Genomic DNA, 24,619 nt, shown 5'->3' on the forward strand with positions numbered 1-24,619 from the left:
GAGATTGATATACAATAGATTGAGTATATAACACAACTATATCTTATACTTTACTCAGATGAAAATTGATTTGCGGTAAAATCCAGCTTCTAGTAATTTTTCTATCAGAGTTGGACGCTCCCATTTCGCTTTAATATTAAGGAGGGAATTTATGATCGGTTTATTAAAATATGCAAAAAATTATCGTAAGCAAATTATTCTAGGGCCTTTCTTCAAATTTTTAGAAGCTTGTTTCGAATTGGTTTTGCCATTATTTATGGCCCGTTTAGTGGATCAGGGTATCCGAAATAATGATCGTGCGTACGTGATCCAAATGGCTGGCTGGATGCTTTTGATGTCGATTATCGGCTTGATTTGCGTTTTGATTTGTCAGTATTATTCATCAATTGCTTCACAAGGTTTTGGTACAGAATTACGTAATCAGTTAATGAAAAAGATTAACCAGCTTTCTCACGCTGAATTAAACAGTTTTGGAACAGATACATTAATCACTCGGATGACCAATGATATCAATCAACTGCAATTGGCTTTAGCTATGCTGATTCGTTTGGTTATTCGGGCACCCTTCCTAAGTATTGGGTCTGTTATCATGGCTTTTTACATTAATGTTCAAATGGGGTTAATTTTCCTACTTATGTTGCCGCTTTTCTGCTTAATCTTATTTGTCATTATTAAAACGACGGTACCTTTGTATAAAAAAGTACAGGAAAAATTGGATTTACTTAATCGTCAAATTAGCCAAAATTTAAGTGGTGTTCGTGTTATTCGCGCTTTTGCCAGAAAAAAAACAGAGGAAACTCACGTGAACAAAGTATCTGACGATCTTTCCGCAACATACATTCGTGTCTCAAATATTTCGGCACTACTGACTCCAGCCACTACTATGATAATGAACCTTGGGATTATTGCTGTTCTTTACTTAGGTGGTATTAAAGTAAATATCGGCGGATTAGAACAAGGTGAAGTTTTAGCTTTAATTAATTATATGAACCAAATGCTGCTGGCATTGATTGTCGTCTCAAATTTAGTGATTATTTTTACCCGCGCTTCAGCATCAGCTTCCAGAGTTGATGAAGTTTTGTCCGTTGAACCAAGTATTCAAGCTGAACACAAAGAAACTCTTGCAGAAGATCAAACACAAGGAATTATTTTTGATAAGGTTTCTTTTCGTTATCAACCAACTGCTGGATTGACTTTGACAGATATTTCGCTAACAATCCCCAAACATTCAGTTCTAGGAATCACAGGACCTACTGGTGGAGGTAAAAGTACTTTAACTCAACTTATCCCTCGTTTCTACGATACAAGTGAAGGGAATGTTTTTGTAAATGGTATCAACGTACGCGATTGGCCACTTGAAAAATTACGGCACAAAATTGCATTGGCTCCTCAAACAGCCGTTTTATTTACAGGAACAATCCGTGACAATCTTCAGTGGGGTAAAGAGCAAGCTACTGATGAAGAATGTTGGCAAGCACTAGAAACAGCTCAATGTCGTGACTTTGTTGAAAATTTGAGTGACGGTTTAGACACTCAAGTTTATGAAAATGGGAAGAATTTTTCCGGTGGTCAAAAACAGCGCTTAACAATTGCACGAGCATTGATCCATAAACCAGAATTATTAATTTTAGATGATTCGCTAAGTGCATTGGATTATCAAACTGACTTAAATTTACGAACTGCTTTACGTCGTGATTTAAACGAAACAACCTTAATTCTCATTTCGCAACGAATTAGTTCGATTGAACATGCAGATCAAATTTTAGTTTTAGATAGCGGTAAACAGGTTGGTTTAGGAACTCATCAAGAATTATTAAGAGACTCCAAAGCTTATCAGGAAATCGTCGCTTCACAAAAGGAGGAAAACTGAAATGAAAACGAAAAAAACAAGTCGTAATTCTTTCAATCGTTTCCTCCCATATTTGCTTCATTATCCTAAAGAAATTTTTGCAGCGATTATTCTTGGAATTATTAGCGGACTAACGACTGTATTAATGACTTATTATATGGGAAAATCTGTTGATACGATGATTGCAATTGGTGAGGTTGACTTTTCCAGCCTTTTCCACTTGATTCAATTGTTAGCCGGAATTTTAGTAATTACTGTGATCAGTCAATGGATTATTCAGAGATTAGGGAATCGCGTTTCTTATCTTTGTGTCGCTGAACTTAGAAAAGAAACATTTGCTCATTTAAATAAATTACCATTAAACTATTACGATCAAACTTCTCACGGCAATATCGTCAGCCGCTTTACAAATGATATCGACAATATTTCAGTTGCTTGTTCAGCAGTTTTTAATCAACTATTTTCAGGCTTATCTGTTGTGATTATTTCATTTTTCTTTATGTTAAAACTAAGTCCGATTTTGACAGCCGTTGTTTTAGTTGCCACTCCTATCATCTTTTTAGTGAATTGGATCGTGGCTACATCGTCGCAGAAAAATTTCTCTGCACAACAAAAAATCGTTGGTGATATTTCGGGTTATATATCCGAAATGGTAGGAAATCAAAAAATTGTTAAAGCTTTTCAACAAGAAAAAGTTGCTCAACAACAATTCGAAGTATTTAACCAAACGTTATATGTACAAGGACAAAAAGCTCAGTTTTCTTCTTCTTTAACAAATCCATTATCGCGATTTATCGATCATTTGACTTATCTATCGATCGGATTAGTTGGTGGTTTGCTTCTATTAAGTGGTAATGAATTGATGACGGTTGGGATTATTTCAAGTTTTACGATTTATTCTAGTCAGTTTTCTAAACCCTTTATCGAGCTTTCCGGAATCACTACACAAATTCAAACAGCTTTAGCAGGTTTGGATCGAACATTTGAAATCCTAAATCAACCTGAAGAAAAAGTTGATGGTCCTCATGCTGTTGTTCTAGATAATGTTAGCGGCAAAGTAGTCTTTAATCACGTTGATTTTGCTTATGTTCCTTCAAAACCCTTGATTCAGGATTTCAACCTGACCGCTCTACCGGGAGAAACGATTGCTATCGTAGGGAAAACTGGTGCTGGAAAATCAACGTTGGTAAATCTATTGATGCGTTTTTATGATGTTGACCAAGGACAAATTTCAATTGATGACCATAATATTACCCAAGTAACCAGAGATAGTTTAAGAAAAAATTTTGGTATGGTATTACAGGATACATGGCTATTTGATAGTACAATTCGAGATAATTTAACTTATGGTAATCCTAATGCAAGCGATGAAGAAATTGAATCTGCAATGAAAAAAGCTTACATTTTTGACTTTGTTATGCGTTTACCTCAAGGTTTAGATACTTTAATCGGTGCTAGTGGAATCAAAATTTCTGAAGGTCAAAGGCAATTAATGACCATCGCCAGAACGATGATTAGTGATCCGCCAATGCTAATTTTAGATGAAGCTACCAGCTCGGTTGATACATTGACTGAAAAAAATATTCAAGATGCATTCTTGCAAATGATGGATGGACGTACCAGCTTTGTTATCGCTCACCGATTGTCTACCATTAAAAATGCCGATAAAATTCTTGTTATGGAACAAGGAGCCATTGTTGAAATTGGCAGTCACAATGAATTGATCCATAAAAAAGATGGTTATTATCACGCCTTATATGAAGCACAATTCAATAACCAAGCTTAATTTAAATACTAAAAAACCCCTCAAAACTTCCGTGGGATGTTGGAAAGTTTGAGGGGTTTTGTTTATTTAAAATTTGCTAATGATTTATTCAAAAACTGTTTATAAGGAACTTTATTCCCTAGATAATACGTTGCCACTACCTGAATAGGGAAAAAGACAATATTTTTCACAATTCGAGGAATCCACCAAGCTATATTAGAAAGGTTTACGCCATACATCAAACCTAACCATAGCGGTGTTAAGAATAAATGAATAATCACAGTCACCAATAAAGTTGCTGTAAAAACTCGTTTCCATGTTAATTCCTTCTTATAATAGAAGAAACCATAAATCGCCCCTGAAATAAACGCATTCAGAGTAAAACCAGGAAAATATGGGCCTTTTGGAAACAGCATCATGCCAACCGTATCAGCAACAGCACTGCCAATCCCAGTCCAAAAAGGACCAAAAAGAATCCCCATCAATGATTCTGGAATAAAGGTCAAACTAATTCGTAAAAACTGTGTTTCAAACGAAATAAATCGCGTGAAAATGACCATTAACGCAATCAATAAACTCATCAGCGTAATGGTTCGAGTGTCAATTCTTCTTTTCTTCATTTCTAGCATCTCCTCTAAGAGCTGCTACACAAAAATATGCAGCGAATGCGAAAATAAAACCGCGGGTGATTAAAAAAGCGGAACGAACTCTTTCAGCTCTGACTGAAAAATAGAAAATCAGTGTCGTGACGTTTTTTGTCACGGGAATGATTTATCTTTTTCCCGAAGAGCTAGTTCGTGTAGCTAGATTATAGAAAAGCGGAACGAAGTGGGTAGCCTTGTAAGACTGCCTATTTCTCCAAAGATTACTTCCAGTTCATTTTCTTTCTCATCCTTCGTCCGAAAGGCAACATCCCATCCTTTCAGCACTTGACGCTTTATTTCCTACTCTGTTTTTTATTTAGGCCGAAGCCTACCTGAAATATAGCATATTCCTCATACCGCTGCAATTAACTTCTCTTAAAAATTAGAAGGATAAAGGTTTATTATCCATTTCATGAACAACATTTCTAAAATCGGCAAATCCAGCATCCAAGCCTCTTAATAAAATTTCTGCAGTTCCAATATTTGTCGCTAAAGGAATTTCATAAACATCACTCAAGCGGATCAACGCTGTCACATCCGGTTCATGAGGCTGGGCTGCCAAAGGATCACGCAAGAAAATCACCATATCTAGCTTGTCTTCTGAAATCATCGCACCGATTTGCTGATCTCCACCTAATGGACCTGATTTAAAACGATGCACAGGTAAACCAGTAGCTTCTGAAATTTTTAAACCTGTCGTCCCTGTTGCAAACAATTCATGTTCTTTTAAAATCAATTGATACGCTAAAGTTAACTTGACCATCAACCCTTTTTTACGATCATGAGCAATCAAGGCAATTTTCATCTAACATTCCTCCATAGACTTCTTTTCTAAATTATAGCAAATTCCCACTTAAAAAAGTTATAGAATGTTTCAGGTTTTGTCACTTTGACGAAAAAAAGCAGCTTTTCTTGTGCAACCTCCCGTTGAGATTGTACAGCGCTTTCATTTATACTAAGGCTATACTAATAAAAAGAAAAGAGTGACGACTATGGTAGAAATGGCGCTAAAAAATGTCTATAAAAAATACGATAATGCAGAAAATTATTCTGTAACAGATTTTAATTTAGAAATTGCGGACCGTGAATTCATCGTTTTTGTTGGACCATCAGGTTGTGGAAAATCAACAACATTACGGATGATTGCAGGTTTAGAAGACATTACTGAAGGCGATCTTTTAATCGGTGATAAGGTGATGAATGACGTTGCACCAAAAGACCGTGATATCGCTATGGTATTCCAGAATTATGCTTTATATCCTCATATGACCGTTTTTGACAATATGGCTTTTGGTCTAAAACTTCGTAAATATGACAAAGCAGAAATCAAACAACGAGTTGAAAATGCCGCTGAAATCCTAGGCTTAACTGAATATTTAAAACGTAAACCAGCTGCTTTATCTGGTGGACAACGTCAACGTGTGGCATTAGGTCGTGCGATTGTACGTGATGCTAAAGTCTTCCTAATGGATGAACCTTTATCTAACTTAGATGCAAAATTGCGTGTTGCAATGCGTGCTGAAATTGCTAAATTACATCAACGCTTAGAAACGACTACTATTTACGTAACTCATGACCAAACAGAAGCAATGACGATGGCTGATCGCATTGTTATTATGAAAGACGGTTTTATTCAGCAAATCGGTTCCCCTAAAGAAGTTTACAATACTCCAAATAATGTTTTTGTTGCTGGTTTTATCGGCTCACCTGCAATGAATTTCTTTAATGTTACGCTAGACAAAGGTGTTATTCGTGATGGTCATGGCTTAGAATTAAAGATTCCAGAAGGTAAAAATAAATTATTGGTCGAAAAAGGCTATGAAGGAAAATCAGTCATTTTTGGTATCCGTCCAGAAGATATTCATAGTGAACAAGTTGCTTTAGATACAATGAATGATGCCGTTGTTCGCTCTGAAGTTGTCGTATCTGAATTACTTGGTGCTGAAACGATGCTTTATACAAAACTTGGTGATACCGAATTTATTTCAAAAGTAGATGCTCGTGACTTCCATAAGCCAGGTGAAATGGTGGACTTGGCATTCAATATCAATAAAGCGCATTTCTTCGACCCAGAATCTGAACAAGTAATCAAATTACCTTAAAATAGTCCCCCTTTTCCAGCCCTTTCTTTCTTCATTGATTGAAGGGCTGTTTTATTGTAAAGAAATAGGAAATTACTCAATGAGCAATTTCCTATTTCTTTAAATAAAGGACTCCATTTCTTGGGGAAGAATGTCCATTTTTTCTTTTTCCAATTTTTTAGCCTGACTAAAGACTGGAATATCAAACTGTTTGCTTAAGGCATTTGCCACAAAATACGCAATATTGTAATCAACCAAACTATGGATTAATCCACCAATACCCATTAGCAAAAAAATTGAGTAGATATATCCTTGTGCATAGTAAGTTTCCGGCATATTACCCATTGTATAAAAAACACTTACCACTGCCAATTCTGCAGCAGAATGTATTAAGCCAATCACAAAATTAAATAGTTGAAAACGACCATTAAACAAAACAAATTTATTTTTAGATAAAACAATCGTCGGATATTTCTGTAAAAACAAGGCGCCTATTACAGCAAAAAGGATATGAGAAAGTGCTCTTAACGCAATAATTGGTGTCGCTGAAAGAAAAAAACCAAATCCTGTTCCTAACCCTACTGCAATTGCCATCCATGGTGAAAAAAACATTGCAATAAATAGTGGAACGTGACTCGCTAAAGTAAAGGAAGCCGGTCCAATAGTTATTCGCGGCATAACCATCGGTATGATGATTCCCATAGCTACCAATAGTGCAGCAATCGTTAAATGTTTAACTGAATTTTTTTTCATAGTTACCTCCGATATGTCTTGACATATAAGTCAGGTTTTATTTTACGAGAAAAAACCACATGTGTCAAGACACATACGGAGAAAAATTATTCTATCAAAAAAAACATGCGTGGAACAAAACGAAATATCCGTTTTGCTCCACACACTGGATTTGAATAAACGACAAGAAAAAAACAGTTATTAAACTTTGTTCAGATCGCATTGTTGTAAATCACGAAGAATATCGTAATTCGATAATAGCGGACACAAGACACAGTAAGTTATGAACTGATGTAGAATAATACCTACTTGTTTTCCGAAGTTTAACGCTATTACTCTAACATCATTTTCTTTACTCTTTATTCATCGTCAAAATTAAAACGAATCACAGGGTGTCTAGCTGCCCGTACTTCATCAACTCGATGAATCTGAGCATATAGCGGGTATTCTTTAAATTCTTCGGGATTACTATGAGCTGCTTCATACAATTTTCGATAAACCGCAATCGCTTCATCAATTCGGCCTTTTGATTCTGTTTCAGGCGGCTCTATCATTAAAGCTTCCGGTACAGTTAGCGGGAAATACATAGTTGGTGGATACATTTTGTGATCTAAAATTCCCTTGGCAACATCTAAAGCTGTAACACCAGTTTCTTTTTTCAACTTGTCCAAACTCATAACAAATTCATGCATACAAGACTCACCATAAGGTACTTCAAACATATCCTTCAACTCATGCAACATATAATTTGCATTTAAAACGGCACTTTTAGACGCAGAGGAAATTCCTTCTGAACCTAAAAATAAAATATAAGTTAGTGCACGTAAAAAGACTGAAAACTGTCCATAAAACCCTTTTACTTGTCCAATTGAATGTTCTGGCTGTGTAAATGAAATCTTTCCATCCTTAGCAATTGGGTAATAATTCGGTAAAAATGGTTTCAGTAATTCTTTACAACCAACCGCCCCCGAACCAGGACCTCCTCCACCATGAGGAGTAGAAAAAGTTTTATGCAAATTTAGATGAATAATATCAAAACCCATATCGCCCGGACGAGCAATTCCCATAATTGCATTCAAATTCGCACCGTCATAATAATTCAACCCACCAGCTTCATGAACAATTTTAGTAATTTCCAATATGTTTTTATCGAAAATTCCTGCTGTATTTGGATTTGTCAACATCAATCCTGCCGTATCTTCCCCAACAGCTTCTTTTAAAGCATCGATGTCTACGCAACCATATTTATCTGATGGAATGTTTATAGTTATCATCCCAGTCATCGCAACACTTGCGGGGTTGGTTCCATGAGCTGAATCAGGAACGATAATTTTATTTCGCTGCGTCTGTCCATTCTTTTCATGATAAGCTTTGATCATTAATAAACTCGTAAATTCACCATGAGCACCGGCTGCCGGTTGAAAGGTAATGGCATCCATTCCCGTAATCTCTTTTAACAAGTTTTCTGTCTTGGTAAAAACTTCTAACGAGCCTTGAACAGTATGTTCCGGTTGTAATGGATGGATATTGGCAAAATTCGGATAGGCGGCCATTTCATCATTGATTTTAGGATTATATTTCATTGTACAAGAACCTAGCGGATAAAATCCATTATTAATACCAAACGTTGCATCCGCTAATTCTGTGTAATGTCTACTAATTTCCGGTTGTGGTAACGAAGGTAAGTGTAGTGATTTTTGCCGTTTCATTTCTTTAGGAATATCAACTAATGGCACATCACACGGTGCAATCATTTCATTAGTATAGCCTTCTACGCTACGTTCAAAAATCAATTTCATTTTTCACAGACCTCCTTTACCAATACAACAACTTGATCCATCTGCTCTTTTGTATTCATTTCTGTCACACACCATAATAAACCTTGATCTGTTGGATAACCGCCAAGAATATCATGATCTTCCAATTTAGCTAAGATTTTTTCATTAGCTACCGGAAAACTTGTGACAAACTCATGGAAAAATGAACTGTCGTTTCCTAATTCAACACCGTTAATTTGTGTTAGTTTTTCTGCGAGATAATGTGCTTTACTGTAACATTGTTCCGCAACTTGTTGAATTCCTACTGCTCCCATCGTGCTCATATAAACTGCATTTGTTAAAGCGCATAAAGCTTGATTAGAGCAAATATTAGATGCCGCTTTTTCCCGACGAATATGCTGTTCTCTAGCTTGCAAGGTTAACACAAAAGCACGGTTGCCAGCTTCATCTATTGTTTCTCCAGCGATTCGCCCAGGCAATTTACGAATCATTTTTTCCTTAGTTGCTACAAAACCAATATAAGGTCCACCAAAAGCCATCGGCAAGCCAAACGGTTGAGAATCACCGACTGCAATATCTGCATTCACTTCCCCAGCAGTTTTCAAAACAGTACTCGCAACAGGATTAACACTCATAACAAATTTTGCGTTTGTTTCATGAACTAACTGCTCAATCTCTTCCACTGGCTCAATTCCACCAAAATAGTTTGGCTGTTGAACAACAAAACAAGCAGTCGTGTCATCAAGCTGTTCTTTTAATACCGATAGATTGGTTACTCCTGCTTTTTGCGGAGTGATAATGCATTCAATTTCTCTTGAACTAAAATAGGTCATTATCGTTTGAATAGTCATTGGATTAGCTGTTTCCGAAATCAAGACTTTCATTCGTTTCTTTTCCAAACACATATTTACGGCTTCAGCTGCCGCCGTAGCACCATCATAAACAGAAGCATTGGTTGTATCCATTCCAGTAATTTCACAAATCATTGTTTGATATTCAAAAATCGATTGTAGTAAACCTTGGCTGATTTCCGGCTGATAGGGTGTATAAGAAGTCATAAACTCTTCTTTAGCAGCAACCTGTTTTACGATTGCAGGAATGTAATGATTATACGCTCCTGCTCCTCGAAAAATCGTTGAAAAAACTTTATTTTTTTGCCCCATCGCTTCCAAAATACGACGTACTTCCAATTCTGACTTACCAGCAGGAATTGCCAAATTTTCCACTAACATTTCTTTAGGAATATCTTGGTAAAGTTCTTCTAAGCTTGCTAACCCGATCGTTTGGAGCATGTCTTGTTGTTGTTGATTTGTTGAACCAAGATAATTACCCATTCATTATGCCTCCTCAGTTTCACAGAATTTTTTATATTCCTCTGCTGTCATTAAATCTTCGCTTTCTCCAATTCCTTCCACTTCAATTAACCAAATATCTTCTGGTTCAGAGTTAATTAATTCTGGACTATCCAGCAAGTCTTTGTTAACTGCTGTAATCACCGCAGTCACTGGCGAATACGCTTCTGAAACAGCTTTGACAGACTCAATATCAGCGAATGATTCCCCTTTGGTTACTTCATCTCCTTCTTCTGGTAGATCAATAAAAACGATATCTCCTAACTGTTCTTGTGCATGCGCTGATAGACCAATTTTAGCTTTCTCTCCATCAAAAAGTATCCATTCATGAGATTTTAAAAATTTAACTTCCTCTGCTTTTGCCATAATAAACTGCTCCTTTTTCACTTATTTTTTATAAATGGGATTGAAACAACTTCTGCTGAAATTTTTTTACCTCTGACTTCTACTTCAAGCTCTGAACCAATTTGGACTCTGTTTTTCTCGACTAATGCCATCGCACAAGCTTTATTGAGATATGGTCCCATCGTACCAGAAGTTGTTTCGCCAATTTTTTCTCCATTAAAGAAGGCAACTGCCCCTTCTCTAGCAATTCCTCGCTCTGTTAAAATTAAACCAATCCGTTCCCGTTTGGGTTCTCTCTTATCTATTAGCGCCTGTTTCCCGATAAAATCTGATTTACTCATTTTGACAGCAAAGTTTAAATCAGTTTCAAAAGGGGTGATTTCTTCATCCATTTCGTGACCATATAATGGCATCCCTGCTTCTAAACGTAAAGTATCACGCGCACCCAAGCCACAAGGAACCAGACCATATTCTTGACCATTTTCAATTAATAAATTCCATAGTTTAACCGCGTCTTTTGTATCACAATACAGTTCATAGCCAAATTCACCTGTATAGCCCGTTCGTGACAACAAACAATTCACTCCACCGACATTCGCCTGTTCGGTAAAACTATAATATTTTTCAGGAATCTCAGCCTCTGAAGTTAATTTTTTAATTATTTTTTTCGCTTCTGGTCCTTGTAAAGCAAGCTGGGCAAGTTGATCCGATTCATCAGTAAAGGTCACATCTCCAAATAAGTGCTGTTTCATCCAAGCGATGTCTTTCGCTCGATTTGCGGCATTAATGACTAATAAATACTTTTCTTCACTACATTTATAAACGAGCAAATCATCAATAACCCCGCCGCTTTCATTACACATCAGTGTATATCTGACTCTACCGATAGCTAAATTGCTAAAATCATTAGTAAGCAAATAATTTAAATTTTCTAAAGCATCCTTTCCTTGATAAACGACCTCTCCCATATGGGAAACATCAAATAATCCGACCTGATTTCGAACGGCTAAATGCTCTTTGATTAAACCCGTATCTTTATACTGAACAGGTAATGAGTATCCCGCAAAAGAAACCATCTTCCCGCCAGAAGCAAGATGCACGTCATATAATGGTGTTTTTAAGTCCATAGCACTACTTATCCTCCTTTTTCATCGATACAGAATCTACTTTATCCACACCTCCAGCTGTAAATGATTGTATAAAAATAGAGGAACAGGCATGTAAAATAAATGCCTGTTCCTCTGTAAAAAACCTGAGAGATTCGTCTTCACCACGAAGAGTTGCTCCTTCGGTGCTTGCGCTTTCCAGAGTGATGTCTAATAACGGTCCTTTTACCTGAGATCTTCATAATAAGTGGTGTGCTCCGACTTATTACTTATTCCTTCGGTGCTGTTTGGTCAGTCTCTCCCGTTATTTTCTTCCATCAAATCTATTTGCTGAAATGATTATGGTTATTCTATTTCTATTCTCTCATATTCAATCGTATTTGGGAACTAAGTCAATTTTACTATCTTTTGAAGTACACTCGAAAAAGTAAGATAGTCTTTCTTATCATATATCTTTATTTCGTTGTAATCTTTTGACTTCTTACTTGTGGCACTAATGCAATAATACGGTTCCGATTTGCTAGTCAAAGAATGATAGCTATTTGGATCTTCATATCCATTAAGTTTGAATATTGTGTTACTTATCTTCATTTCTTTAATATTCATCCCAAAACACTTAATAGTAATGATTCCACCTTTGAGTATAATTTGGCTGGATAGTTGCCACCAAATAAGTATCAGGAAAAAAACAGCAACTAGAATAAATAAAACTATTGTTTCAAAATTCAACATTTCATTGTTGTATAAAAAGAAAAAAGCTACTATTAAAATCGATGCAGCGAGAATTGCTTTCACAAAAAATATTGTCTTTTAAAATACTATTTTTGTATCCGCATTCTGTACATTTCCAAGTATATTTGTGGTCATCAAAATTATTTTGTATATTCAATTGTGTGTTGCAATTATCGCACCACCAATTAACATCTGGTAGGCTACTCTTAACTAACAATATTTGAAACTAAAATTTATTCAACATATTTCCTTGCTCATCTAATACTTGACCTATTTTCTTACCAAATTGCCCCTTGACTGTTTCTCCTAGACCACTTGTGGCAGAAGTAATTGACGTTTTCGCACTTTCTGATTCCGTTTCGCCTGATTTTTTTGCTTTTTTCACTAGACTTTCTTTTCTTTGGATTAGTGCCAATGCAGTCGTTTGAGCGCTCATTTTCTGTAAATTCTTTTTATACTCTTTTAGCAATTTTTCGATCGCGTCTAACACAATTTCATTCCCCTCTTAAGGCTTATTTTGTTCCTGAAGCTTTTGTCGGTAAACTTGTTCCACTTCTTCTTCTTTTAACAAAATCGCCCGTTTCTCTCTGTCTAATTCTGAAAAAAAATTCTCTTCTAAACGTGACAGCTCATGTCTAGCTCTGTCCATAGGCTCATTAGTTTCACCGAATCGTTGAACCATCTGTTGCATTTCAGCAAAGGTGTCATTCGTTGCTTGTTCCGCTTGTCGTTTAAATCTCATCAATGCGTCGAGTTCTTCTTCAATTTGTTGTCTGGCATGTTGGTACTCTACTAATGCCTGTTCTTCTTGATCCACGTCTTTTCGCTCCCTTTGATTTACGCAAGCTGTTTCGCTAGTTCCTGGTCTCGTTGGACTAATTCTCCTATTTTGGCGGTAATTTCTTTGGTAAGTGTTGAGAATTTATTACTCATCTGATTCGCTAAGCTAATTTTTTCTTCAAATTCTTGCGATGGAATTGTGACCATGGTCTGTTCTGTACAATCCATAGCATGCATTGCCTCTAAAACTTCGCCATAAGATAATTCTGAACAGTTACTTTGGATTGTCGAAAGTCCTTCTTGCCACAGTTCTTCTAATTCTGTTATAGCATCTTTATAGAGTTTCACAACATTCTCCATTGCCATATCAAATTTTGAACCAGCTAGTTTCACGATGATTAATGCTTGACTATCGTCTAAATAAATTTGTTCATTACCAGACAAACCACCGCCACTAGCGGTTAATTTTTTGCGTAAGACATTCAATTTGGTAAAACTATCGATTTGAGTTTGAAGCCATTCATTTTCCTTCTTCATTCGTTGATACTCTTTTTTACTGCCACTTTTATGTACACTGTAGTGTTCTAATCTACGCATTTGCATCTTATTTTCAACGATACTTTGTGCTAAAAGGATTTGTTCAATTGAAATACCACCATTCAAATCTGAATAAATCACTATATCTCCGTATTTGTTGATATAGTTCCCTTTTTTATCTACTTTAAACTGCTCTAATGAATGACCCAATGTTTCCCATCCATTGTTATCGATGCCAATACTCAAAAAAGGTATTTTGTTTTTTCCGCCAGTCGCTGCACCACTTGTTACTATATCTTGTGTATCGAAAAGGTTAACAATCGTCCCTTTGTACTGTTTAATCTGCGCATCTGACAATCCTGAACCAGCAGCACCATAAGTAAAGGCATTGTATCCTAATAATACCGCAACATAAATGGCTTCCGCCCCGCCTAATGAATGCCCTGTAGTCCCAATTTTATAGCCATTTTCTTTTGGATACTTCCGTTCAATTTCTTTGGCATAATCTACTGCTGAAGAGAAAGCCCCGTTCTCATATTTTGCATTTAGAGCGATTTCCATGGCATTTGTTGTCCAATCTTTCAAGCTACTTGTCCCTGCATAAGCGATTGTTATGTCTTTTTTTACAACAGATTGTGGATAGCCAGGTATATTTTTTAAATCGGCATTCTCTTTATTTTTATACTCGTCTTTGATTTCTGCCACAGCCATGGCCTGCATACTGTTGTTTCTTGGTTTATTTTCCATATTCAGGGCATCTTTATTCGTGTTAATGGTATCCAGAACAATATAATCAGTATCCTCAATTCGTTCGTCTTTTTTCACTTTTTGTTGTTCAACGTCATATACTTTATCTGATAACGTTCTATACTGATCCATTAATCAATACCTCCGTCATAGTATATAACAAGATTTTTTGGAATATCCAAATTTGTTGGGCTATCTTTTTTTTCAAGATAAACAGGGCCATCCCCGTCATGCGTTCCCACACTATATAATAATTTGTTTGTTTCAGCAGAAATCGTATCTAAAGACGTTTCTTTTTCTATAACATTATTTATCGTATAGTTCACCTTCAACGTTTTCATTGGTCCAACAAAAAATCCTGTAAATTCGATTTTTTCGATATCTGAATATTCTTTGATGTTATCTAATTTATCAAAATATTCTTGCTCAGTTATGGTTCCCTTTCCTTTGTCAAACTCTTGATAAATTATAGCTACTTTTTCTTCGTCTCTTGTGTATAGTCGATAGTTATTATACAAATAATTCGCTAAATCTGTTTGAATATCATGTAATTCCGCTAAATCTTTTTCTCTTTTCATGTACCATGTTCCTCCAATTCCTACTATTGCTACCATTGATAATGCTATGATTAAAATAATCCGCTTGTTTTTCATCTTATTCGCTCCTAATACGTCTACTTTTTAGAGCTTCCTTGCTCTTTCAGAGAGAAAATCAGAAACTAATAAATTAGTTCCTATTCTTTTTCCTATAATCCGCGACTGATTGCTGAAGAAATGTTTTGATCTGTTTCTTCCATGATCTCAGTCACTTGATTCAATTGCTTGTTAATTTGATCCAATAGTTCCGCAAGCTCTGAAACTTTTGGCTTTAGTGCAGAGAATTGATCATTTAAGCTATCAAAACCTGAACCTTCCCAATTTCCTTGAATTGTGTCTTGCTCCTATTGAAGCTTTTGTAAAATGTCTTGAACTTGTTGTGAACCGTCCGTATATTTTGTTGCAGAGGTGCGTAGTTCTTGTGGTGATAATTTAATGCGATTCCCAGCTATGTACGTTCTCTCCTCTTATCATTATTTTCATTTAATTATCATTTTAACACAAAAAGATATTAATTTTAATCTATTTATGTGCATGTGTACTTAAAAAAAAGTGATCGCTATGCATCTGCAAAGGATCACTTTTACCTACTTTCACTATACCGATAACCATCGTTTTTGAGAAACAAACAACTTAAAAAAGGAACTAAAATCCGTGTATAAACAATCCGTATCCCCAGACAAATACATTTGCAATTATCAAGCCATACAAAATCCTGCTTAATAATGCAATTTGGTAGTCAAGTTTCCATTTAGGTTCATGTCTTCTCTTTCTTAAAAACTCAAATGTATGATATGCCATAATTACTCCTTTATTTGTTTTACAAAAAGAAAAAACGTTCATGTCTGCTCAGAAATTCTTTTAACTAAAGGGCGTATGAGTTAATTGTAAAAAGTCGTCTAATTTAAATTTTTATTTGTCTAGTTTCCAATAATAAAAACTTAATTAGCAGATTCATTTTCCGATACAAAACATTAAATAGATACGAAGTATAACTCACCAAAACCAACCCATTCTTTTTGTAAGATAAGATTATCATATAAGGATGTAATTGTAAACGTTTCCCGACAGTAAACAAACTTATCTAGGTAAAAATTTTGACTTTTACTAATGAAAAAATAGGAAGACGACCACTATTAGTCACACTATAAAATTAGTCTATCCTATCATCTACAAATCCATGTTTGCATAGATACTTAGTCAGACTTCACCTATATCTTCAACTTGATCTTTTTCAGTTTGCTTAAATCTGATAAATGTTTGAATCATACCACGAACGATTGTATACGCAGGTAAAGCTATAATCATACCTAAGAAACCTAATAAATTCCCTGCAATTAAAAGTAAAAATACAGCTACAATTGGATGAATGTGAATAACTTTGTTCATCACAATCGGTGAAACTAAATATGATTCTCCAAACTGAATAATCGTTATTAATAAAACTAATAGTAGACTAGTATTTAAATCATCGCTTAATGAGTATAAAAATGCTGGAGCAGCCCCGATAAAAGGACCGAAATAAGGGATAATATCCATTAATCCGCAAATCAAGGCTAGTAAAAGTGCATTTGGTAACCCAAGAATTGTGAATACAAAGTAGCTGCTAATCCCAACATAACTACAAACTAACATTTTTCCACTAATATAAGTTGAAGCAGCATTATGAAAATCATCACACCAGCTTTTTACTAACTGTTTGTATTTTTCCGGCGTTATTAATGCAAGCTTTTCGGGAACTTTATCTCCATCTTTAAACATGTAAATAAGTAACAACGGAACTGTAAAAATAACAATGGCTGAGTGAGATACCAAATAAATAATATTGGTCAAGCTAGTAGTAGCACCTGAAAATACGCGTACCGCTACAGATCCCACCTGCTGTAAGTCCAATGTTTCAACAAAAGGAGATACAAAATCTTCTAAAATCGATCCATCCAGATAATGGACAGCCGCATTCACCATAGAGGGAACTTGTGCTATAAATTTACTTATTTCTACAATAACGATTGGCACAATTACTTGAATAATGATATAAACAGATAAAAAAATGAGACACATTATTAAAATAATTGATAGATTCTTCTTTTTAGTAATTTTTTCCAATTGTTTAAAAATAGGTAAAAATATGTATAGAATAAAAATTGAAATTAATATAGGTAAAAAAATACTTGAAAAAACTGCCTCTAAAGGTCTGAAGATAAATGTAATCTGTGAAAATATAAAAATCGTTATCCCAACAAGGCTAAATAATGTTAACGTGGCAAATAACTTAGAATGCTTTAAAAAATTCATGCATGTAACCCTCCATTTTTCTGTTTAAAATACTATAAAATAACGGTATATAGTATCATGTCATTTTATAGTATTATCCGTTCTTTTGTAAAGTTTTAACTCTATTTGAGCAACAGAAGCTACCCACGCTAAATTCCTCCTCTTACTTTTTCTTAATCATAAAAGTTACTTAAACTAAAAAAGTTCCACCCACTAGTTGTCACAACGCCTAAAAGAATAAACTTTTTAGAGTCACTAAAAACAACTAATTTTGGGTGAAACTTTTTTAGTTAATTTCATACTAACCATTTACGGTGTTTGTTCAACTTGCCATAAGATAGTCGCACGATAGCCACCTGCTTGTAAGACTTCCCCAGAAGGTACTTCCAACAATAAGCCAGACTGGTTTTTATCCCATTCCGTACTTACATTGTATTGACCTTTGGTTTCATGGGTTCTCTCTGCTATCGATTGTGTCGTATTTTCCGATAAGATAACAGTCTCCGTATCACTTATTTTATAGCGAATTGCAGATGGTAGAGTTTTACTTGGATCTTCTTGGCTCGTCAATGGCTTCGTTAATGTTGCCGTTAAGTCCCATGCACCGCCATTTTTACGATTATCCCAAACAATTAATGGTTGGTCATATTTCGCTTTTTCCACTTTAATAAATGGAATTCCTAATGTTTTGCGACCAAAGTTCAAGAAATTTGGTGATGATTGTATGAACAGCATACCTTTAAATTTATATTGCACCGTGCTTTCTTCACTTAAAACAGGGACTTGGGTTTCACTTTCTGGTTTTTGAACTAATTGATAATTCTCAGCCAAAATAGCTTGAAGTGCTTGTTGAACTTCCTCTTCCTCTGTCATATCGATCGTTGTTCCGATAACTCTATCAAAAGTAATTTTAGTGTGTAAAGCTTCGCCTGTTTCATCAACAAACTCCACGTTCACTTTTTGGTTACTTTGAATAGATATTGTAATCGTTTTTCTAACTGTGTCAGAACCTCTAGTAGCTTTTAACGTTGCTGTGTAATTACCTTGTTCAGGATTCAATGGTAACGTCGTTGACTCAACTGAAAGGTTGATATCTTTACTTGATCCAGTCGCTACATCCCAAGCAATAGCTTCAGATTTTTCAAGAATTAGCTGATTCATCTCAATTTCCGTTAAATCTTGGAATGGGTCTGGTCTACTATTAAAATCATTAGCAGCTATATATAATCCACTAGAAGGTGGTGTTCCATCGATAACTTGAACTGGGACTTTGATCAATGTAGTCTTATCTGGTTGATTTGTATCCGTCATCCGTACCATCACATGCGTTAAACCCGCAACTGATGTATCCGGCATCTCTCCTTCATATTCATATGAAGCAGTATGACCTGGTAAAATTACTGCATCTTGAACAACTTGTGAAGCATTTTTACTGAAAGCTGTTCCTTTTTTAATAATTTGCGGAATTGGTTTTGCGCCCAGATTGTACACCTTAATTTTTACGGCGTAGTCTTGTGATGGTAAGCCGTTATAAGGACCATCTGATTCGTTTATAGCTAATAAAGAAGTATCATAATCCTTTATCGTTCCAGGTTCTTCATTAAGTTGTTCTGGTAATTCAGACCTTGGAATCGTTAATTGACTATCAAATTCTTTTAGACTATTCGAAGTAAATGGTGATGTAATTTCATTACCGTTCGGATAGGTGATGTAGATTGTTCCATGATCATTTACTGTAGGTATTTTACTCAACTTATAATTGGATTTAAGATCTTCAGCATAATCCGGATAAACATTAAAAAGTTCGGGTTCAGCTTTGATTTGCATATAAGGAAGCTCATCACCGGCAAAAATTTCATATCCAGTATTCAATGCTTCATCAGGTGAAATGTCTTTCCAAGGAGCACCTAATTGATATGCCGTATCGGCGCCAGATATAATCGTTTGTCCAGCGGTATAATTTTTACTTTCAGAACCTGAGCCTGTAAAATTGTTGCCAAAATAGTTAGTACCACCTGAAACACCCGTACCACTATAAGAGCCAGCTATATATTTAGTGTAATCTGACAACCAGTTACCACGAGAATCTTTTAACCTGATAGTAAATCGTTTGCCAGATGATGGTTGAATATAAAAACCACTATTATTTCCTAAAGCATATATTGGCACCGAGTCTGTATAATAGTCTGTATCTACACTTTCCAGCATCGAAAAACTTTTCGTTGTATTAGAAAGATTATACATGTCCAACTTAACAGTAAAATTCAAATTACGATTTAAAGATAGATTATAAACATAAAGAATTTGGTTCGGCTCATCAATTAGAATCTGCTTTAATTCATTGCCTTTACGTAAAAAATATTTAGAAGTCATTTTGGGCAGAACTGCATCATAACCAATCCCGTTTCCTCTAGCCCAAGCAGTTCCGTACAAAGGATTTGCACTTACCCCTGGAATATCAGAAACTCTTCCTTCACCAGCATTATAAATGTATCCTCTACCCGCACTATCTTTAATAATAAAGCCTAATTCATTTTTTTGTGATGAAACAGAAATCCCTCTTTCAGGAAAACCCATCTTAGAGCCATTCAAAGGATTAGTTATTACTCCATCTGTAGAATTTAATGGAATATTATTCCAACCATCAAGGGTGCTATCTCCAAATATTTGGTCAGGAAGAACTAAAACATTAAATGTATAAGTTAGTAACTGTTCATTAAGTGTAACGGTCATTGTAACTTCTTTAGAACCTCTACTAGAATTAATAATGGTTGATTTGGTAATTCGAACATCTAATTCTGTTCCTGAGGTTAGTTCCCAAGCTTTAGGTGATAATTTGTTCGTTAATAGCTGGATAATTTGAGGAACCGTTTTCCCCTTGATTTCACTTGCATTTAAAAATGGTAACGAATGAAAACTTAGTCCAACTTTCGAGTCTACAATAACGCTTTGATTATCTAATGTTACTGTTATTGGCACTGGAATCACAGTTGAAATGTCTGGTTTTTTCTTATCCGTCATCTTAATGTAGCCCCAGTGGAAACCTGTTTCACTAGTATTAAACTTATTTACTGGCTCTGTAGGCTCACCTGCTGGATTTTTGACCCATTCATAAGTAGAACTTGATGCCACAGTATCATTCAAGGATTGATATTTTGAGAAAATATTGGCCGCATTTGTTCCCATTGCCATCTCTTTATTTTGATCTACCTTAAAATAATAAGGCGATTTTAAATCAGCACCAAAAATAGTCACATTACGTGTTGTCGTTGCAGAATTACCCTCTAATTCTACTTTGACCGTTGCAGTGTATGAACCGACAGAAGTATTGACTAACGTTGTATCTATAAAAGAGGTTGGTACGGTTTCTCCCGTACTCATATTCCAGGCACTTAGATTGGCCTTTGCTTGGATCATTGCAATCAATTCTTCTTTGCTTTTCCCTTGTGTTTCATTTGGGTAAAAAACAACTTTTGCATCTGCTTTAACCATCACTTTATTGGTTAAAAGAGCGGTAGTATCACCACTAGTAACATTAATCGGAACTTTAATAATTGTAGAGACATTCACATCCGTTTTTTCTGTCATCTTCACATACGCCCAGCGAAAACCCACAGTTGTTGTGTCAAATTTTTCTAGTGGTTCACCAATTTCATCAACAAATTGATAGACAGCATTCGTTGCAGTCGTAGTACTTACAGTTTGAAACTTCGTAAATAAATTTGTTGGATTCGTACTTAATGGTAATGTAGCATTTTGGCTTACCGTTACAGATTGTTGTGAATTAGCTCCAAATACAGTCACATTCCTTGTTGTAGTTGTACTTGTCTCGTCTAATTCTACTTTGATTGTTCCCGTGTATGAACCAACAGAATCATTAAGCACTGTTGTATCTGTGAACGATACAGGTATAGCCGTTCCTGTGCTCGTATTCCAAGCGCTCAAGTGTGCTTTTGATTGAATTAATGTCAACAGTTCAGCTTTGGTTTTCCCTTTTGTTTCGTTAGGATAAAGAATGACTTTTGCATCTGCTTTAACCATCACTTTATTGGTCAAAAGAGCTGTTGTGTCTCCGCTAGTCACATTGATTGGAATTTTAATGATCGTTGATACACTCTCATTTGTTTTCTCCGTCATCTTTACGTATGCCCAATGAAAACCTACAGCTGAAGTATCAAATTTTTCCAACGGTTCTCCCGCTTCGTCTACAAATTGATAAATAGCATTGGTTGAAGTAGTATTATTCACAGTTTGAAATTTTTTAAATAGATTCGTTGGGTTCGTTCCCAAGCTTAGTGTAGCATTCTGAGCAATAGAGATAAAATCTTGCGAATCGGCTCCAAATATGACTACATCTTTTTGAACAGAAATTTTTTGCTGCTCCTCACCCGTTCCCACCGTAACTTCAAAATCAGCTTTGTATGCACCTACCGTGGTTGCAGAAACTGTTGTTTGGGTTACGTCCACAGGAACTGAGGTACCATCTTCCATTTTCCATGAACGAACATTGGATTTAGTTTTTACCAATTGCATCAACTGTTCTTCCGTTTTATTTGCTGTTTCATTTGGATATAAAATAATCTTGCCGTTTGCGTTATTGACTTGAAGGGCAATTTGATTATCCAATAATAAAGATGTTCCTAAATCAGTGACGGTTACTGGAATTGGCACACGAATGCTAGTCAAATTATAATTTTCTGTAATTTCTACATAAATTGTTTGAAAACCAGTCTGTTCACTGGTTGGATTTGCTGGCGAACCATCCGCATTTACATATTCATATAACGCACCATATTCTGGATGTGGAATAACTCTTTCTGAAAAAAGTTTCGTAAGACCAGCTTCATTGTTAAGATCAGGAAATACTTCATTCTGTTTGATACTCAACACTTTTGGCGTTGCTTTCAGTCCTTCTTCATTTTCAACTGGATCTAAAGCTCTAGCATTATAACCTTTCTCATCAGCTAACATTGTTGCTTCTGATTGTTTAACTTCGCCAGATTTAGCCGCTGGTTGAACAGTACTTTTATCATCATTCGTTTCGGGTCTAGCTAAAATTGGCTTAGCTGCATTAAATAAAATTGTACCGAAAAAAACACCGAAAACAGTTATTCCGATCATACTCCAAAATATATTTTTTTTAAAGCGACTTCTTCCCCTTTTTTTGTGATCCATTCTCTTCTCCTTTCTTGCTTATTTTTTATTTTCTTAATCAAATACACTCTTATCGCAACACCTCCTTTGTATCGCTTTCACCTATTTAATAACCAGTTCATTGATTAGGATATTTTGCTATGATTAGAGTTATTGTGCAAGAAGAGATAAATTAATGTAGTTTGGTTCTAACTCAAAATTACGAATATTTATTTTTGCTTAACCGTTTACGTTTAATCGCCATATAAGCTAAGCTAAATACTAGTAGACCTATACATAAAATGAAAAAAACAGCCCAAAATAGACCTTTACTATCTGTCTTATTTTCTGTTGATTGCTTATTTAGGTTATCAGCTTCTAATTTATTAACCTTAAAATCCTCCGTCCAAGACCAATGACCGCCAGTTTTTGTTGAAACATTAATTTGAGCAGTGTACATACCAGCAGTGATTCCTTTATCTGCTAAATCGATTGGAAGATCAATGATTGAATTGGGTGCCATTCGTAGGTCTTTTCCTTGATATTCAAATAGATCTTTTTGTTTATTATTTTTTCTTACTTGAATAGCCACACTCATTCCTTCTACAAATACAGGACGAATATTTGATATATTTACAAAGAGATGACTTTTACCATCTTTAAATGCTATGTACGTTTGATTTAGTTTTAGCTCTGGTTTGATATTGTTAGTATCACCTATTCGTAATAACATCCCAACTAAAAATGCAAATTCATTAACAACAATATCTTTTTTCTTTTGATCGTCTGTTACATCATCTCTAAGTGGTTTTAATTGGATTCCACCAGCTATCAATCCATTGAAAGAATCTTTCGGTAACGATATAACTAAATCAACCTGTTTACTACCTTTAGCAGGAATTGTTACTTTAGTTGGCCCTTTGACAATTTCCGTAAAGTCATTGATTAATGAATCTTCTTCTTTTAGATCACTTGGTCCATATTCTACTTTTCCGATACTATTAGTTTTGGCTGTACTTAAGCGGATTTGCACCGTTAATTCTTGTGATAATGAATTGTATAATTTAAGTGAGACTATTTGCTCTTGTCCTGGCTGCATTGTAAGATCAAAGTAGCCCAGGTTTTTATTTCCCTGATTTTCTGGGTATAGAACTTCATAGGATAAACCGCCAATCAAATTTGTGGATTCTTGTTTCGCAAAGCTTTTGTCAGGATGGAATAAAAACATAAAGCTAAGTATTAACAATAATAAGCAAGTCAGATTTTTTTTCATCCCGCACTCCCTCTTTCTTTTAAAATAAAGAATTAATCAATCTATTTTTTATTCTGTGAACAATTTATAACAGTAACTGTCAACCAATTTACCTACTTATTTATCTCAACACATTAGTCAACTGTTTTAGTATGTGTTGTCTAAACTCCAATTAACACTGCCTTTAAATGCTTTACCAGCAGCGCCTGTTCCTGTTGTAACAGTTAATTTAGTATCTGATAATTTTGTAGCAAAACCGCCTTTAACAGAATTTTCCTGTGTTTTAGCAATAATGTTAGTTCCAGTTGTATTTCCAGCTTCTAACGTTACATTTCTACCAACAACAATATTATTAGGATCAGCAAGCGTTCCTAAGTTCCCTTCAATTGGGTTTGGCAAGAAATCATTGGTATCTGGATCAATTTCACCAATATCATAAGATTGAGGATTGCCAAGCGTAAATGTTAATTTTGATGGTAATTCTGTAGCAGAGCTGTCTTTAGAAACTAATTTAGACAATGTTGCAGTCACTTTCCATGCAGAAGTTTTTTCTTCTCCATTTTCTTCTGTTGCAGTTCCTTTTCTATCATCATTTACGACAACATATTGATCTCCGGCTACTGTATTGCTGTATGTAGCAATATTTGCTGTTGCTGATTGACGACCAAAATCAAATTTAGATGGTGTCCAAACTAATGCCAAGTTATCTTTAAATGGTCCTTCACCTGGTTTTACAGGTCCATCAGTATCAAAGCTGATCCCCAAGTCGGTTTGTTCATTGCCAATTTCTTCTGCATTTGCAGGTTTAGCAAAAATCAATAATGCTGATGATGCAAGTAAAGTTGTAAATAGTATCTTTTTCAAAATTTAATCACCTTTCTTATTTAACGTAAATAAGATTGGCGACAGTTACTGT

At 35.3% G+C, this 24,619-nt stretch carries 18 protein-coding genes, 1 pseudogene and 1 riboswitch; of the genes and pseudogenes, 3 read left to right on the forward strand and 16 right to left on the reverse strand.

The annotated features are described in order from the left end of the window. Positions 1-151: 151 nt before the first annotated feature. Positions 152-1,870: an ABC transporter ATP-binding protein gene (locus C240_RS12840; RefSeq protein WP_271496382.1), complete on the forward strand. Its 1,719-nt coding sequence runs from the start codon at positions 152-154 to the stop codon at positions 1,868-1,870. A gap of 1 nt (position 1,871) precedes the next feature. Next, positions 1,872-3,635: an ABC transporter ATP-binding protein gene (locus tag C240_RS12845; protein WP_271496384.1), complete on the forward strand. Its 1,764-nt coding sequence runs from the start codon at positions 1,872-1,874 to the stop codon at positions 3,633-3,635. Positions 3,636-3,697: 62 nt separating this feature from the next. Here the strand turns inward: C240_RS12845 and C240_RS12850 are convergent, their stop codons facing one another. Next, a complete protein-coding gene (locus tag C240_RS12850; protein ID WP_271496386.1) occupies positions 3,698-4,234 on the reverse strand; it encodes a folate family ECF transporter S component in 537 nt (178 codons plus the stop codon). Between the two features lie 406 nt (positions 4,235-4,640). Then, a complete protein-coding gene (gene mgsA, locus C240_RS12855) occupies positions 4,641-5,063 on the reverse strand; it encodes a methylglyoxal synthase (protein ID WP_271496389.1) in 423 nt (140 codons plus the stop codon). A 187-nt stretch (positions 5,064-5,250) separates the two neighbouring features. Here mgsA and C240_RS12860 point away from each other — a divergent pair, with 187 nt between their 5' ends. Continuing rightward, positions 5,251-6,360 (forward strand): ABC transporter ATP-binding protein, encoded by a 1,110-nt coding sequence (locus C240_RS12860; RefSeq protein WP_271496392.1) that lies wholly within the window; start codon positions 5,251-5,253, stop codon positions 6,358-6,360. Between the two features lie 99 nt (positions 6,361-6,459). On the opposite strand, the gene C240_RS12865 is transcribed toward C240_RS12860, so the two are convergent. From C240_RS12865 to C240_RS12930, 14 genes and pseudogenes are all read right to left on the reverse strand, one after another. After that, complete coding sequence (locus C240_RS12865; protein ID WP_271496395.1) at positions 6,460-7,092, reverse strand: hypothetical protein; 633 nt, start codon at positions 7,090-7,092, stop codon at positions 6,460-6,462. A gap of 338 nt (positions 7,093-7,430) precedes the next feature. Continuing rightward, positions 7,431-8,870 (reverse strand): aminomethyl-transferring glycine dehydrogenase subunit GcvPB, encoded by a 1,440-nt coding sequence (gene gcvPB / locus C240_RS12870; protein WP_271496398.1) that lies wholly within the window; start codon positions 8,868-8,870, stop codon positions 7,431-7,433. Beyond that, positions 8,867-10,183, reverse strand: a complete 1,317-nt coding sequence (gene gcvPA / locus C240_RS12875; protein ID WP_271496401.1) for an aminomethyl-transferring glycine dehydrogenase subunit GcvPA — start codon at positions 10,181-10,183, stop codon at positions 8,867-8,869. The genes gcvPB and gcvPA overlap by 4 nt, the downstream gene beginning before the upstream one ends. A gap of 3 nt (positions 10,184-10,186) precedes the next feature. Next, positions 10,187-10,567 (reverse strand): glycine cleavage system protein GcvH, encoded by a 381-nt coding sequence (gcvH, locus tag C240_RS12880; RefSeq protein WP_271496404.1) that lies wholly within the window; start codon positions 10,565-10,567, stop codon positions 10,187-10,189. Positions 10,568-10,584: 17 nt separating this feature from the next. Beyond that, positions 10,585-11,673 (reverse strand): glycine cleavage system aminomethyltransferase GcvT, encoded by a 1,089-nt coding sequence (gcvT, locus tag C240_RS12885; protein WP_271496407.1) that lies wholly within the window; start codon positions 11,671-11,673, stop codon positions 10,585-10,587. A 186-nt stretch (positions 11,674-11,859) separates the two neighbouring features. Further along, positions 11,860-11,966: riboswitch (glycine riboswitch) on the reverse strand. A gap of 644 nt (positions 11,967-12,610) precedes the next feature. Beyond that, the gene (locus C240_RS12890; protein WP_271496410.1) at positions 12,611-12,874 is read right to left on the reverse strand and encodes a hypothetical protein; all 264 of its coding nucleotides are present in this window, start codon (positions 12,872-12,874) and stop codon (positions 12,611-12,613) included. Positions 12,875-12,889: 15 nt separating this feature from the next. After that, entirely contained in the window at positions 12,890-13,201 is a 312-nt protein-coding gene (locus C240_RS12895; RefSeq protein WP_271496413.1) for a hypothetical protein, read from the reverse strand. A gap of 20 nt (positions 13,202-13,221) precedes the next feature. Beyond that, positions 13,222-14,580 carry a lipase family protein gene (locus C240_RS12900; RefSeq protein WP_271496417.1) on the reverse strand — a complete coding sequence of 453 codons (1,359 nt, stop codon included), beginning with the start codon at positions 14,578-14,580 and terminating at the stop codon, positions 13,222-13,224. Beyond that, complete coding sequence (locus tag C240_RS12905; RefSeq protein WP_271496420.1) at positions 14,580-15,101, reverse strand: hypothetical protein; 522 nt, start codon at positions 15,099-15,101, stop codon at positions 14,580-14,582. Before C240_RS12905 ends, C240_RS12900 begins: the two co-directional genes overlap by 1 nt. Positions 15,102-15,193: 92 nt before the next feature. Further along, positions 15,194-15,496, reverse strand: a pseudogene (locus C240_RS12910) (WXG100 family type VII secretion target). A 748-nt stretch (positions 15,497-16,244) separates the two neighbouring features. Beyond that, a complete protein-coding gene (locus C240_RS12915; RefSeq protein ID WP_271496423.1) occupies positions 16,245-17,339 on the reverse strand; it encodes an AI-2E family transporter in 1,095 nt (364 codons plus the stop codon). 288 nt (positions 17,340-17,627) lie between these two features. Next, positions 17,628-22,493: a hypothetical protein gene (locus C240_RS12920; RefSeq protein WP_271496426.1), complete on the reverse strand. Its 4,866-nt coding sequence runs from the start codon at positions 22,491-22,493 to the stop codon at positions 17,628-17,630. Positions 22,494-22,671: 178 nt separating this feature from the next. Beyond that, the gene (locus C240_RS12925) at positions 22,672-23,724 is read right to left on the reverse strand and encodes a DUF916 and DUF3324 domain-containing protein (protein ID WP_271496429.1); all 1,053 of its coding nucleotides are present in this window, start codon (positions 23,722-23,724) and stop codon (positions 22,672-22,674) included. Positions 23,725-23,850: 126 nt separating this feature from the next. Beyond that, the gene (locus C240_RS12930) at positions 23,851-24,567 is read right to left on the reverse strand and encodes a WxL domain-containing protein (protein ID WP_271496432.1); all 717 of its coding nucleotides are present in this window, start codon (positions 24,565-24,567) and stop codon (positions 23,851-23,853) included. Positions 24,568-24,619 lie beyond the last annotated feature (52 nt).

The organism is Enterococcus sp. 5H (assembly GCF_028128615.1).
Classification (GTDB): Bacteria; Bacillota; Bacilli; order Lactobacillales; family Enterococcaceae; genus Enterococcus_L.